The organism is Achromobacter sp. 1011811831 (genome assembly GCF_059760905.1).
The window spans coordinates 1-12986 of the sequence record NZ_JCBANG010000036.1 but is presented as its reverse complement, the minus strand read 5'-3'; the positions used below and the strand labels follow the sequence as shown (position 1 = coordinate 12986).

11 protein-coding genes are annotated in these 12986 nt (G+C 68.2%); 3 read left to right on the top strand and 8 right to left on the bottom strand.

What is annotated here, in order from left to right:
- Window positions 1–95: 95 nt before the first annotated feature.
- The 5 genes from hutH to hutC all read right to left on the bottom strand — a co-directional run bounded on the left by hutH (window position 96) and on the right by hutC (window position 6394).
- Window positions 96–1625 carry a histidine ammonia-lyase gene (hutH, locus tag AC6LJ9_RS15370; protein ID WP_103272083.1) on the bottom strand — a complete coding sequence of 510 codons (1530 nt, stop codon included), beginning with the start codon at window positions 1623–1625 and terminating at the stop codon, window positions 96–98.
- Window positions 1626–1657: 32 nt separating this feature from the next.
- Window positions 1658–3079, bottom strand: coding sequence for a purine-cytosine permease family protein (locus AC6LJ9_RS15365; RefSeq protein WP_498148225.1), 1422 nt, complete (start codon window positions 3077–3079; stop codon window positions 1658–1660).
- An 83-nt stretch (window positions 3080–3162) separates the two neighbouring features.
- Window positions 3163–4839 (bottom strand): urocanate hydratase, encoded by a 1677-nt coding sequence (gene hutU / locus AC6LJ9_RS15360; protein WP_498148224.1) that lies wholly within the window; start codon window positions 4837–4839, stop codon window positions 3163–3165.
- A 206-nt stretch (window positions 4840–5045) separates the two neighbouring features.
- Window positions 5046–5654, bottom strand: coding sequence for a HutD/Ves family protein (locus AC6LJ9_RS15355; RefSeq protein ID WP_498148223.1), 609 nt, complete (start codon window positions 5652–5654; stop codon window positions 5046–5048).
- Window positions 5651–6394: a histidine utilization transcriptional repressor HutC gene (gene hutC / locus AC6LJ9_RS15350; RefSeq protein WP_498148222.1), complete on the bottom strand. Its 744-nt coding sequence runs from the start codon at window positions 6392–6394 to the stop codon at window positions 5651–5653. Before hutC ends, AC6LJ9_RS15355 begins: the two co-directional genes overlap by 4 nt.
- Before the next feature lie 199 nt (window positions 6395–6593).
- On the opposite strand from hutC, the gene AC6LJ9_RS15345 reads away from it, so the two are divergent.
- The 3 genes from AC6LJ9_RS15345 to AC6LJ9_RS15335 all read left to right on the top strand — a co-directional run bounded on the left by AC6LJ9_RS15345 (window position 6594) and on the right by AC6LJ9_RS15335 (window position 10228).
- The gene (locus tag AC6LJ9_RS15345) at window positions 6594–6878 is read left to right on the top strand and encodes a metal-sensing transcriptional repressor (protein ID WP_103272078.1); all 285 of its coding nucleotides are present in this window, start codon (window positions 6594–6596) and stop codon (window positions 6876–6878) included.
- A 166-nt stretch (window positions 6879–7044) separates the two neighbouring features.
- Entirely contained in the window at window positions 7045–8154 is a 1110-nt protein-coding gene (locus AC6LJ9_RS15340) for an S-(hydroxymethyl)glutathione dehydrogenase/class III alcohol dehydrogenase (protein ID WP_212317126.1), read from the top strand.
- A gap of 133 nt (window positions 8155–8287) precedes the next feature.
- The gene (locus tag AC6LJ9_RS15335) at window positions 8288–10228 is read left to right on the top strand and encodes a bifunctional metallophosphatase/5'-nucleotidase (RefSeq protein ID WP_498148221.1); all 1941 of its coding nucleotides are present in this window, start codon (window positions 8288–8290) and stop codon (window positions 10226–10228) included.
- A gap of 31 nt (window positions 10229–10259) precedes the next feature.
- Here the strand turns inward: AC6LJ9_RS15335 and AC6LJ9_RS15330 are convergent, their stop codons facing one another.
- From AC6LJ9_RS15330 to AC6LJ9_RS15320, 3 genes are all read right to left on the bottom strand, one after another.
- Entirely contained in the window at window positions 10260–10607 is a 348-nt protein-coding gene (locus AC6LJ9_RS15330) for a DUF4148 domain-containing protein (protein WP_498148220.1), read from the bottom strand.
- Between the two features lie 136 nt (window positions 10608–10743).
- Window positions 10744–12087, bottom strand: a complete 1344-nt coding sequence (locus AC6LJ9_RS15325) for a heavy metal sensor histidine kinase (RefSeq protein ID WP_498148219.1) — start codon at window positions 12085–12087, stop codon at window positions 10744–10746.
- The gene (locus tag AC6LJ9_RS15320) at window positions 12087–12776 is read right to left on the bottom strand and encodes a heavy metal response regulator transcription factor (RefSeq protein ID WP_498148218.1); all 690 of its coding nucleotides are present in this window, start codon (window positions 12774–12776) and stop codon (window positions 12087–12089) included. The genes AC6LJ9_RS15325 and AC6LJ9_RS15320 overlap by 1 nt, the downstream gene beginning before the upstream one ends.
- Window positions 12777–12986 lie beyond the last annotated feature (210 nt).

The window sequence follows — 12986 nt, the reverse complement described above, 5'->3', positions numbered from 1 at the left end:
CGGGCAGGGCCGAGCGCCGCCCGCGCGCCCTCTGCGGGGCGCTGCAAGCGGCTGCGGCGGGAGGGCCCGCGCCGCGCGCGCGAGCCGGTGCTGCGTTACAGGCTGGGCAACAGGCCCGCCGGCATCAGCGCGTTCAGGCTGCGTCCGGCGATCAGCGCGCTAGCCTGTTCGATGTCGGGCGCGAAGAAGCGATCCTTCTCGTAGTGCGCCACCTTCTGGCGCAGCAGCTGGCGCGCGCGCTCCAGCTTGGGCGAGGTCTTCAGGCCCTCGCGGAAGTCCAGGCCCTGGCAGGCGCCCAGCCATTCGATGGCCAGGATGTCGCGCACGTTCTCGGCCATCGGCCACAGGCGCTTGCCCGCGTTCGGCGCCATCGACACGTGGTCTTCCTGGTTGGCCGAGGTGGGCAGGCTGTCGACGCTGGCCGGATGCGCCAGCGCCTTGTTGTCGCTGGCCAGCGCGGCGGCCGTCACCTGGGCAATCATGAAGCCGGAGTTCACGCCGCCGTTGTTCACCAGGAAGGGCGGCAGCTGCGACATGTGCTTGTCCATCATCAGCGAGATGCGGCGTTCGGACAGCGCGCCGATCTCGGCCAGCGCCAACGCCAGATTGTCGGCGGCCATGGCCACCGGCTCGGCATGGAAGTTGCCGCCCGAAATCACGTCGCCTTCGGCGGCAAACACCAACGGGTTGTCCGACACGGCGTTGGCCTCGACTGCCAGCACCTCGGCGGCCTGGCGGATCTGCGTCAGGCAGGCGCCCATGACCTGCGGCTGGCAGCGCAGCGAATAGGGATCCTGCACCTTGCCGCAGTCGGCGTGCGAATGGCCGACCTCGCTGTCGTCGGTCAGCAAATCGCGGTAGACGGCGGCCACGTCGATCTGGCCGCGCTGGCCGCGCGCCGCGTGGATGCGCGGATCGAAGGGCGCGCGCGAGCCCAGCATGGCTTCCACGCTCAGGCCGCCGCAGACCAACGCCGCGGACATCAGGTCCTCGGCCTCGAACAGGCCGCGCAGCGCATAGGCGGTCGACACCTGGGTGCCGTTCAACAGCGCCAGGCCTTCCTTGGCCGCCAGCGTGAACGGCTGCAGGCCGGCGATTTCCAGCGCCTGGCGGGCCGGCAGCCACTCGCCGCGATGGCGCGCGCGATTCTCGCCCAGCAGCAGCAGGGACATGTGCGCCAGCGGCGCCAGGTCGCCCGACGCACCCACCGAGCCCTTGAGCGGGATATGCGGATAGACCTCGGCGTTGACCAGCGCGATCAGCGCGTCGATGACCTTGCGACGAATGCCGGAGTAGCCGCGCGCCAGGCTGTTGATCTTCAGCACCATGATCAGGCGCACCATGGCGTCGTCCAGCGGCTCGCCCACGCCGGCCGCGTGCGACAGCACCAGCGAGCTTTGCAGCGCTTCCAGGTCCTCGCGCGCGATGCGGGTGGACGCCAGCAGGCCGAAGCCGGTGTTGATGCCATAGGCGGTGCGGTCCTCGGCGATGATGCGCTCCACGCAGGCCACGCTGGCGTCGATCGGGCCGGCCGCCGACGGATCCAGGGTCAGGCGCTGCGGCTGGTGGTAGACCTGGCGCAGGTCGGACAGCGTGAGTTGGCCGGGTTTCAAGTGCAAATCCATTGTCGATCTCCTATGCCGCCGTCAGGCGGTATTCATGCGATGTCGTGGCCGCCGCTCGTGGCGTGGCGGCGCGCAGCCGGCGCGCCGTTGCGGGCCAGCAGGTAGTACAGGACGCCCGGCACGATCAGGCCGATGATCCAGGAAATATCCACGCCGCCCAGGTGCTGGACCAGGGGGCCGGTGTAGAGCTTGGTCGAGATGAAGGGCATCTGCACCAGCACGCCCACGGCGTAGGCGGTGAGGCCCGTCATGTTCCAGCGGCCGTAGCGCCCGTCGGGGTCGGCCAGCGCCGGCACGTCATAGCGCTCGCGGTTCACGAAGTAGTAGTCCACCAGGTTGACCGCGCTCCAGGGCGTGAAGAAGGCCAGCAGGAACAGGATGAAGGACTTGAACGCGCCCAGGAAGCTGTGCTGCCCGATCAGCGCGACGGCCGTCGCCGCGCCCACGATCAGCAGCACCGCGACCACGCGCTGCCGGTGCGTGACTTCGATGCTCCCGCGAAAGCCGCTGATGATGGTGGCGATGCACATGAAGCTGCCGTAGGAGTTCAGCGTCGAGATGGTGATCTTGCCGAAGGCGATGCTGAAATACAGCAGCGCGGCGATCGTGCCCGTGCCGCCCAGGCCCACGATATGGGCCACTTCCCGGCCGGCGAACTGGCCCGGCGCCATGGCCGCGGCCAGCACGCCCAGCACCATCGCGATCTGCGCGCCCGCCACCGAACCCAGGCCCACCGCCAGGAAAGTCCTGACCGAAGACGTGCGGCTGGGCAGGTAGCGCGAGTAATCGGCCACATACGGCCCGAAGGCGATCTGCCAGGAGGCCGCCAATGACACCGACAGCAGGAACGAGCTCCAGGTGAAATGGCGGTTGGCCAGCAGCTCGCCCACGTCGGCCAGCGCCATGACGCGGCTGAACAGGTAGACGAAGGCAACGATGCCCAGCAGCGTCGCCACCCGGCCGATGATGTGGATGACGCGGTAGCCGAACACGGTGGCCAGCACGATGGCGGCGGCGAACATCAGGATGCCGGCGCTGTCGCTCACGCCCAGCAGCTGGCCGATGGCCTGGCCGGACAGCACGGTGCCGGTGGCGGTGAAGCCCAGGTACATGACGCAAACCAGCGCGATGGGAATCGCCGCGCCGTAGACGCCGAACTGCACCCGGCTGGAGATCATCTGCGGCAGGCCCAATCGCGGTCCCTGCGCGGCGTGCAGCGCCATGATGGCGCCGCCGAACAACTGGCCGACCAGCAGGCCCGCCAGCGACCAGAACACGTCGCCGCCCAGCACCACCGCCAGGGCGCCGGTGACGATGGCCGTGATCTGCAGGTTGGCGCCCATCCACAGCGTGAACTGGCTATAGAGCTTGCCGTGCCGCTCCGATTCCGGGATGTAGTCGATAGAACGCCGCTCGATGAGCGGCGCCCGTTCCGATCCGGCTGGTGTCGCCATGCTTTCGTCTCCTGGCGCCTGTACACAGGCCGGCGCCTTTTCCCCATGTGCGGGAGCCGCGCCAGCGCGGCTCCCCGGACCACTCAGCGGCCCGTGATCATCGGCAGGTTCAGGCCCTGCTCGCGGGCGCAGTCGATCGCGATCTCGTAGCCCGCGTCGGCATGGCGCATGACGCCGGTGCCCGGGTCATTGGTCAGCACGCGGGCGATGCGTTCGGCGGCGGCGTCGGTGCCGTCGCAGACGATGACCATGCCCGAATGTTGCGAGAAGCCCATGCCCACGCCGCCGCCGTGATGCAGCGACACCCATGTGGCGCCGCTGGCGGTGTTCAGCAGCGCGTTGAGCAGCGGCCAGTCGGACACGGCGTCGGAACCGTCGCGCATGGCCTCGGTTTCACGGTTGGGGCTGGCCACCGAGCCGGAATCCAGATGGTCGCGGCCGATCACGATGGGCGCGGACAGCTCGCCGCTGCGCACCATCTCATTGAAGGCCAGGCCGAGCCTGGCGCGCTGGCCCAGGCCAACCCAGCAGATGCGCGCCGGCAGGCCCTGGAAGCTGATGCGTTCGCGCGCCATGTCCAGCCAGCGGTGCAGGTGCGCGTCGTCGGGGATCAGTTCCTTGACCTTGGCGTCGGTCTTGTAGATGTCCTGCGGATCGCCGGACAGCGCGGCCCAGCGGAACGGACCGACGCCACGGCAGAACAGCGGGCGGATATACGCGGGCACGAAGCCGGGGAAATCGAAGGCATTGTCCACGCCTTCTTCCTTGGCCATCTGGCGGATGTTATTGCCGTAGTCGAAGGTGGGCACGCCCTGCTTCTGGAATTCGAGCATGGCGCGCACGTGCCGGGCCATGGACTGCTTGGCCGCCTTGACCACGGCGGCGGGCTCGCTTTTCGCGCGTTCGCGGTATTCGGCCCAGGTCCAGCCGATGGGCAGATAGCCGTTGAGCGGATCATGCGCACTGGTCTGGTCGGTGACCATGTCCGGACGCACGCCGCGCCGCACCAGTTCCGGCAGGATCTCGGCGGCGTTGCCGCACAGCGCGATCGAGATCGCGCGACCTTCCTTGGTGTAGCGGGCGATGCGCGCCAGCGCGTCGTCCAGGTCGGCGGCCTGCTCGTCGACATAGCGGGTGCGCAGGCGGAAGTCGATGCTGGTCTGCTGGCATTCGATGTTCAGCGAGCAGGCGCCGGCCAGCGTCGCGGCCAGCGGCTGCGCGCCGCCCATGCCGCCCAGGCCGGCGGTCAGCACCCAGCGGCCCGCGAGCTTGCCGTCGTAATGCTGGCGGCCGGCTTCGACGAAGGTCTCGTAGGTGCCCTGCACGATGCCCTGGCTGCCGATGTAGATCCAGCTACCGGCGGTCATCTGGCCGTACATGGCCAGGCCGCGCGCATCCAGCTCGTTGAAGTGTTCCCAGGTGGCCCAGTGCGGCACCAGGTTGGAATTGGCGATCAGCACGCGCGGCGCATTCGCGTGGGTCTTGAACACGCCGACCGGCTTGCCGGACTGCACCAGCAGGGTTTCGTCCTCGTTCAAGTTCTTCAGCGACTCGACGATGCGGTCGTAGCAGTCCCAGTCGCGCGCGGCGCGGCCGATGCTGCCATAGACCACCAGCTCCTTGGGGTTCTCGGCCACGTCCGGATCGAGGTTGTTCATCAGCATGCGCAACGGCGCTTCGGTCAGCCAGCTCTTGGCCGTCAGCTGCCTGCCGCGCGGGGCGCGGATTTCAACGTCGCGGTAGCGTTTCGATTTTTCCATCGTGGTCTCCATAGCCAGGTGCGCCGCGCCTTGGATCCGCGGCCATTGGCCGAATCATAGGATGCCTATGCTTGTATATACAAGATGGGACGAGCTGTTTTTTCATCAGGGATTACCCGCAGCAAAGACGAAGCGCGGGCGCGCGACCGCGCCCCGCCCGCGAGGCGGACGGAGCGGAAAAACCGGGGTCGGAAAGGCCGCCGCGCTCAGGCGGCGACGGGCAGCAGCTCGATCAGGCAGGCGTCCAGCGCGGCGGACGCCATCGCCGGCTCGATGCGGTATTCGGCCAGGCCGCCGGCCGTTTCGATGTGCAGGCAGTCATGTCGCGACGGCAGCTCGTGGCGCGCGCCGTCCACGGTCAGCGCCAGCGGCGCGTCGGACGCGTTCAGCAGCAGCACGGCGCGAGCCGAGCTGTGGAACACGCAGGTTGCGTTCAACCATTGCAGGCGGGCCTGCCAGCGTGCCGGCGCGTAGAACAGGTTGAAGTCGCGGATGGGGCCATCCAGCAGGCGGCAGTCCACCTTGGCGTCGCCACGGAAGGCATAGGCGCGGCGCGGCCCCAGCGGCGGCTCGCGCCGGCCGTCGACGGTCAGCTCGATGCCCGCGCCTTCCAGCACGGTGATGATGCGCTGGAAGCCGTCAAAGGCGGAAAAACCGCCATCCTGCCCCACGTCCGCGATGGACAGGCGCCATTCGAAGCCGGCCGTGCTGCCGCCGGGATTGCAGGCCACTTCCTGGGTGGTGCCGCCGCCGTTGCGCCACGGCATGCGCGGATAGTCCCGCGCCCGGTACAGGCGCGCGTCGAACTGGGTCATGTGGTGAATTTTCCTTCGAGACGGTGGCGCGATCCGGGATGGATCAGGCGGGCCAGCGTGACCGCGCGTTCGCCCGACCAGGTGCGCCTGCGGATCAGCAGGCAGGGTTCGTCGCGCTCGATCTGCAGCAGCTGGCATTCGCGCGGCTTGGCGCGGATCGCCTCGACCACGTGCTCGCCCTCGGTCAGCGGCGCCACGCGCGTCAGGTATTCATAGGGCGTGCCCTGCGTGAAGTCCTGCTTGAGATAGTCGGGCGCCAGCTTGACGTTGACGTAGCGGTCTTCGAGCTGGATCGGCAGGTCGTCCTCGTAGTGCACGATGATCGAATGAAACACCGGCTGGCCTTCGCGGATCTCCAGCATCAGGGCCTGCTCGTTGCCGGCGGGTTCCTCGACCAGCCGGATGACGCGGCTGTGATGGTGGTGATTGCGCGCGGCGATCTCGTCGGCGATGTTGTTCACCGCGAACAGCGCCGAACGGGCCTTGGGCTGTGCCACGAACGTGCCCACGCCCTGCATGCGCACCAGCAAACCTTCGGCGGTAAGCTCGCGCAGGGCGCGGTTGATGGTCATGCGGCTGAAGCCCAATTCCTCGACCAGCTCGCTTTCGGACGGCACGCGATAGTGCGCGGGCCAGGCGCCGCTGCGGATCTGCTGGGCGATCATCTGCTTGACCCGCGCATACAGCGGGGCGGGCAGGGCGTCTGGCTGGACGGGCAATCGGGTAGGGTTGGAAACCACGAAACAGTCCTGTGCTGGGGCGGCAGGCAGGATGCGAGCGCCTGGCCGGTTCTCATGTTTCGGGAATTATATAGAGGATGCCTAGACACGTATAGACATCATTGCGAACGGAGCCGCAACGCCCGGTTCCTGGCGCCGTCCTGGACGCCGGGCAGTGAATTTCCTATACTCCCCCCCTGTATCTAACGGAGCCCCAGCCGTGCCCCACAGCCCGCAAGAGAAAAAGCGCGTCACGACCCGCCTGCGCCGCATCCAGGGCCAGGCCCTGGCGCTGGAGCGCGCCGTCAACGACGGCACGGAATGCGGCGCGCTGCTGCAACAGCTGGCGGCCCTGCGCGGCGCGGCCACCGGGCTGATGGCCGAAGTGCTGGAAAGCCATCTGCGCGAAACCTTCGCGCAATCGGCCCAGGCGCCCGCCCCGACCGCCGACGCCGATGCCGAGATCGACCAGATCATGCGCATCGTCCGCACTTATCTTAAATGAACAAGGCCCACCCCCGAAGCGCTATCGCGCTCCCCCCTCAAAGGGGGCGCTGCAGCGGACCGGCAAAGCCGGCTCCGCGCAGCCCGGCCAGGGCAACATCCGCGCACATGGCCCCGCGTCGTGTACGGCAGAAGCAACACCATCGTCAACGCTCTGGAGCATCATCATGAAATCACGCGCAGCAGTCGCATTCGGACCCGGCAAGCCGCTGGAAATCGTTGAAATCGACGTGGCGCCGCCGCGACGCGGGGAAGTGCTGGTGCGCATCACGCACACCGGCGTCTGCCACACCGACGCCTTCACCCTGAGCGGCGACGACCCCGAGGGCCTGTTCCCCGCCGTGCTGGGCCACGAAGGCGCCGGCGTGGTGGTCGAAGTGGGCGAGGGCGTCACCTCGCTGCAGCCCGGCGACCACGTCATCCCGCTCTACACGGCCGAATGCCGCGAATGCAAGTTCTGCCTGTCCGGCAAGACCAACCTGTGCCAGAAGGTCCGCGCCACGCAGGGCAAGGGCGTCATGCCCGACGGCAGCTCGCGCTTCAGCTACGAAGGCAAGCCGCTCTACCACTACATGGGCTGCTCGACCTTCAGCGAATACACCGTGGTCAACGAGATCTCGCTAGCCAAGATCAACCCGGCCGCGCCGCACGAAAAGGTCTGCCTGCTGGGCTGCGGCGTGACCACCGGCCTGGGCGCGGTCCACAACACCGCCAAGGTCAAGGAAGGCGACACCGTCGCCGTGTTCGGCCTGGGCGGCATCGGCCTGGCGGTGATCCAGGGCGCAGTGCAGGCCAAGGCCGGCCGCATCATCGCCGTCGACACCAATCCCAACAAGTTCATCCTGGCTCAGGCCATGGGCGCGACCGACTGCATCAATCCCAAGGATCACGAGCGTCCCATCCAGGACGTGATCGTCGAGCTGACCGACGGCGGCGTGGACTTCTCGTTCGAGTGCATCGGCAACGTCAACGTGATGCGCGCGGCGCTGGAATGCTGCCACAAGGGCTGGGGCGAGAGCATCATCATCGGCGTGGCCGGCGCCGGCCAGGAAATCAGCACGCGCCCGTTCCAGCTGGTCACCGGCCGCGTCTGGCGCGGCTCCGCCTTTGGCGGCGTCAAGGGCCGCACCCAGCTGCCCGGCATGGTCGAGGACGCCATGAGCGGCAAGATCGACCTGGATCCCTTCGTCACCCACACGCTGCCGCTGGACCGCATCAACGAAGCCTTCGACCTGATGCACGAGGGCAAGTCGATCCGCACCGTGATCCACTACTGATCCATCGCGTCACACCGGCATTCACGGGCGGCCCACGGGCCGCCCGTTATTTTTTCTTCACGCCCGGTTCATCTGCACGTCATCTGCCGCCACGATCATTCGCCGTTCCAAGACCAAGCACGCGGGAAAGAGAATGGACTGGAAGCAAGACTGGAAGCGGCATTGCGCGCGCGCGACGATGCTGGGAATGATGGCGCTGGTGGCCGCCTGCGGCGGCAGCGACGATGACGACGACAGCCCGGCGCCGACCCCGCCCGCCACGCCGCCCGCCGCCTCCCGGCCAATGGAGCTGACGATCCTGCACATCAACGATCATCACTCCAACCTGGACAGCAAGAAAAAGGACTTCAAGCTCAAGAACGCCGCCGGCGCGACCGTGACGGTCAACGCCGACGCCGGCGGCTTCGCCCGCGTGACGGGCGCCATCAAGGCGCTTTCGGCCGCCTCGCCCAATGTGCTCAAGCTGCATGCCGGCGACGCCACCACCGGCACCTTGTACTTCAACCGCGCGGGCGATCCGGGCGAGGCCGACGCGGCCATGATGAACACGGTCTGCTTCGACGCCATGACGCTGGGCAACCACGAATTCGACAAGGGCGACAGCGGCCTGAAGCGCTTCATCGACCTGCTGCACAAGGGCGCCTGCCAGACGCCGGTGCTCAGCGCCAACGTGACCTTCGGCGCCAACTCCGCGCTGAACGCCTCGCGCGCGCCCGGCCTGGTCAAGCCCGCCATCGTGCTGCAACGCGACGGCCAGTCCATCGGCCTGGTCGGCCTGACCATCGCCAACAAGACGCAGCAGTCATCCAGCCCCGATCCCGGCACCGTGTTCGGCGACGAGACCGCCGCCGCGCAGCAGCAGATCGACGCGCTGCGCGCGCAAGGCGTGAACAAGATCATCGTGATGAGCCACATCGGCTACGACTACGACAAACAGATCATCCCCAACCTGAGCGGCGTGGACGTGGTGGTGGGCGGCGATTCGCACACCCTGCTCGGGCCCGCCGGCATGGCGGGCTACGGCGTCGGCTCGCCGGCCGGCGCCTACCCCACCGAAGTGAAGAACAAGGACGGCAAGCGCGTCTGCCTGGTTCAGGCCTGGGAATACTCGCAAGTGGTGGGCGAGCTGAAGGTCAGCTTCGACGCCAGCGGCGACGTGACGGCCTGCGCCGGCACGCCGCACGTGCTGATGGGCAGCGCCTACAAGATCGGCGGCGCGGCGGTCTCCCCGGCGGACCAGGCCGCCATCGCGGCCGACATCAAGGCCAGCGGCTTCCTGTATCCGCAGGAGCCGGACGCCGACGCGCTGGCCGTGCTGCAGCCCTTCAAGGCCAAGGTCGACACCTTCAGCGCCAGCCAGGTGGCCCGGGTGCCGCAGGAACTGTGCTCGCGCCGCGTGCCGGGCGGCCCCGGCTCGCGCGACTACAGCCGGTCCGGCGTGGATTGCAATACGCTGGGCAGCGTCAGCCTGCGCGGCGGCGACATCCAGCAGCTGGTGGCCCAGGCCTACCTGGAAGTGGGCAACGCCAGCTACGGCGGCGCCGACATCTCGCTGCAAAGCGGCGGCGGCGTGCGCGTGCCCCTCAAGGGCACCGTGACCGCGGCCAACGTGATCGAGGTGGTGCCCTTCGGCAACATGCTGTGGCGCCTGAACGTGACCGGCGCCGAGGTCAAGAGCATGCTGGAAGACGGCATGCAGGCGGTCTATGGTCCGGGCGGCTCGACCGGTCCGTATCCGTACACGGGCGGCCTGCGCTTCGACGTCAACGCCGCGCAACCGCAAGGCAGCCGGGTGTCCAACATCGAGGTCCACGACGCCGCCACGTCCTCGTGGGGTCCGCTGGACGCCAGCCGCACGTACAAGCTCTTCGTGCTGAGCTTCAACGCCACCGGCGGCGACGGCTACAAGACCCTGGCCAATGTGCCGGCCGCGCGCCGCCAGGACATCGGCGTGCTGGATGCCGACGTGCTGCAGGCCTACATCGACAAGCAGGCCAAGGATCCGGCCACCGGCCTGCCGGTGCTGAACCTGCTGCCGATCAGCCAGTACAGCACCAAGTCCTACACCGAGTAGGACGGACTGCCCGCCGCGCGCGGGAGCGGGCTCAGTTGCCCCGCTCCTGCTCGCGGCGCAGCGCGGCGTCGTACTCGGGGCCGTTGCGCAGGCGCAGGTACTCCGCATAGCGCTTGCGGTACTTGGCGCTGTAGACGTCGGGTTCCTGGTTGCCGCGATACAGATCGGACATGCCGGACTTCTTCCACACGGCCAGATCGGCCAGCACCTGGGCGCGCGTCAGCGGCGCGGAGGCATCGCCGGGCGCGGATGCCATGGCGGCGGCCTGGCGCGGCGCGGCATAGGCTTGGGGGTTGCCGCCGGCAGGGCCCTGCGCGAGCGCGCTCGTGGACAGGGCCAGGGCCAGCATGCAGGACGACGCAGCGATGGGACGTTTCATGATTTCTCCTTAACGGGCGACAGGCCGCCGTGATGGGCGGCCGGAATGCCGGGTGCCGGAATCGCCCTGTCGGGCGCGCACCGGGCGCATGGAGAAAGTCTAGGGAAGCGGCTGCGACAGAAGCCCGACGCCAGGATTAGTTTTCGGTAATCCGAGGCGCCGACAGGCCAAAGCCGATGGTGATGTCGCGGCCCTCGGAAGCGGCGAAGGGCCGACCGCCGTGCATGCGGGCAATGGCCGCGACGATGGCCAGCCCAAGCCCGTGGTGGTTGGCATCGAAGCCACGCGCCTCGTCGCCGCGGTAGAAGCGGTGGAACAGCCTGGGCAGGTGCTCCTTGGCAATGGGCTCGCCGGCATTGCTGACGGCGATCAGCGCGTGCTCGTCGTCGCGCGACACATGGATGCGTATCGTGCTTCCCGCGTCCGCGTAGCGCACCGCGTTCGACACCAGGTTGGACACGGCCCGCTGCAACAGCGGGCGGTCGATGCAGGCGGCGGCCTCGCCCGAAACAGCCAGCGTCAGCCCGCGCTCCTGCGCCTCGGCCTCGTGGTAGTCGGCCACCTCGCCCAGCACCTCGGACAGCCGGTCGACCCAGACGCCGCGCGCCTGCGCGCCACGATCGGCCTGCGACAGGAACAGCATGTCGTTGACCATGCCGGACAGCCGCTGCAGCTCTTCCAGGTTGGAGCCCATGACATCGCGCAGCACCGCCTCGGAACGGCGGCCGCTCAGCGCCAGCTCGGTCTGGCCGATCAGCGTGGCCAGCGGCGTGCGCATCTCGTGCGCCACGTCGGCGTTGAAGCCCTCCATCTGCACATAGGCCCGCTCCAGGCGCTGCAGCACGGCATTGAACTGCCGCACCAGCGGCTGGATTTCCTCGGACTGTCCGCTTTCGTCCAGCCGTTCGCCGATGCGGTCCGGGGCGAGCCGCGCCGCCTGGCGCCCCAGCTCGTCCACGGGAGCCATGGCTCGCCGCACCAGCAGCGCCGCGATGCCCGACACCGCGGCCGCGCCCACGAAGGCGCAGGCGATCAGGGTCCAGGCCAGCGCGGCGCGCAGATGCAGGTCGGACGTGATGTCCAGCACCAGCTCGGCCTGCATGGCATCGCCCGGCGTGCCCGGCACCGGCAGCGAGAAACTGATGCGCCGCTCGTGTGCGTGATCTTCGTCCTCGGCGATGTCGGCGCCGAACGCGGTCTTGGCGCCATCGATCTCCAGCACCAGGGAAAAATCCGGGCGGCCATAGAAGAAATCGCTGAGCTTGTGCCGCAGGGTGGTCGAGTCGCCGGTGGCGGCGTTCTCGTCGACCAGGTGGCGGATGACTTCCATCTTCTGCTGCAGCAGCGCTTCCTGGCGGATCTGCAGGTTCAGGTTGGTGGCGTAATACACCGCCAGGCACACCCCGCCCAGCCCCAGGAACGTCAGCATCGCCAGCCAGCGCGAGAGCCAGCGGCGCAGGGAGCCGGAGCGCGGCTGCATCAGTCTTCCCGCAGTTCCAGCACGTAGCCCATGCCGCGCACCGTGTGCAGCAGCTTCTGGTCAAAGGGGTCGTCGACCTTGCCGCGCAGGCGTCGCACCGCGACCTCGACCACATTGGTGTTGCTGTTGAAATTGATGTCCCATACCTGCTCGGCCAGTTCCAGCCGCGATAGCACCTCACCCTGCTTGCGCATCAGCAGCGCCAACAGCGTGAATTCCTTGGCCGTCAGGTCCAGCCGGACGCCGCCGCGCGACGCGCGCCGGCGCAACAGGTCCAGTTCCAGGTCGCCCACGCGCAGCACATTCTGCCCGCCGGCCTCGGCCTGGTTCTGGCCGCTGCGACGGCCCAGCGCCAGCACGCGCGCCAGCAGCTCCGACAGGGCGAAGGGCTTCACCAGGTAGTCGTCGGCGCCATCGCGCAGCCCCTTGACGCGGTCCTCGATCTTGTCGCGCGCCGTCAACATCAGCACCGGCACGCGGTCGCTCTTGCGCAATTCGCGCAGCACCGAGAAGCCGTCCATGCCGGGCAGCATCACATCTAGCAGGATCAGGTCGTACTGGCTTTCGCGAGCCAGATGCAGGCCGCTGATCCCGTCCATCGCGACGTCCACCACATAGTTGTGTTCCGTCAGCGCCAGGCGCAGGTATTCGGCCAGTTTCTTCTCGTCTTCGATTACCAGTACTTTCATGGGGCCCGTGGGTGAAAAAAGGGCTGAGCGGCGCCGGTGCGCCGCCAACAGGCCGCGCCGGCCGGAAACGATCCAGCCATTCTATCGCTTGCGGATCTTGCACGGATAGCGCGCATCGCGCCATGCCGATTTGCGCGGCGCGGCAGGCTCAGCTGAAAAAGGGCGGGACGGCTAAAGCCGGTCCGCCCGCAGGCGCGCGGCCGCCCAGGG

Excerpts from the sequence above, each read along its gene's own strand:
- AC6LJ9_RS15335 (WP_498148221.1), top strand. The coding sequence starts at position 8,288 with ATGGACTGGAAGCAAGACTGGAAGCGGCATTGCGCGCGCGCGACGATG.
- AC6LJ9_RS15365 (WP_498148225.1), bottom strand. The coding sequence starts at position 3,079 with ATGGCGACACCAGCCGGATCGGAACGGGCGCCGCTCATCGAGCGGCGT.
- AC6LJ9_RS15330 (WP_498148220.1), bottom strand. The coding sequence starts at position 10,607 with ATGAAACGTCCCATCGCTGCGTCGTCCTGCATGCTGGCCCTGGCCCTG.
- hutH (WP_103272083.1), bottom strand. The coding sequence starts at position 1,625 with ATGGATTTGCACTTGAAACCCGGCCAACTCACGCTGTCCGACCTGCGC.
- AC6LJ9_RS15355 (WP_498148223.1), bottom strand. The coding sequence starts at position 5,654 with ATGACCCAGTTCGACGCGCGCCTGTACCGGGCGCGGGACTATCCGCGC.
- AC6LJ9_RS15325 (WP_498148219.1), bottom strand. The coding sequence starts at position 12,087 with ATGCAGCCGCGCTCCGGCTCCCTGCGCCGCTGGCTCTCGCGCTGGCTG.
- hutU (WP_498148224.1), bottom strand. The coding sequence starts at position 4,839 with ATGGAAAAATCGAAACGCTACCGCGACGTTGAAATCCGCGCCCCGCGC.
- AC6LJ9_RS15320 (WP_498148218.1), bottom strand. The coding sequence starts at position 12,776 with ATGAAAGTACTGGTAATCGAAGACGAGAAGAAACTGGCCGAATACCTG.
- AC6LJ9_RS15340 (WP_212317126.1), top strand. The coding sequence starts at position 7,045 with ATGAAATCACGCGCAGCAGTCGCATTCGGACCCGGCAAGCCGCTGGAA.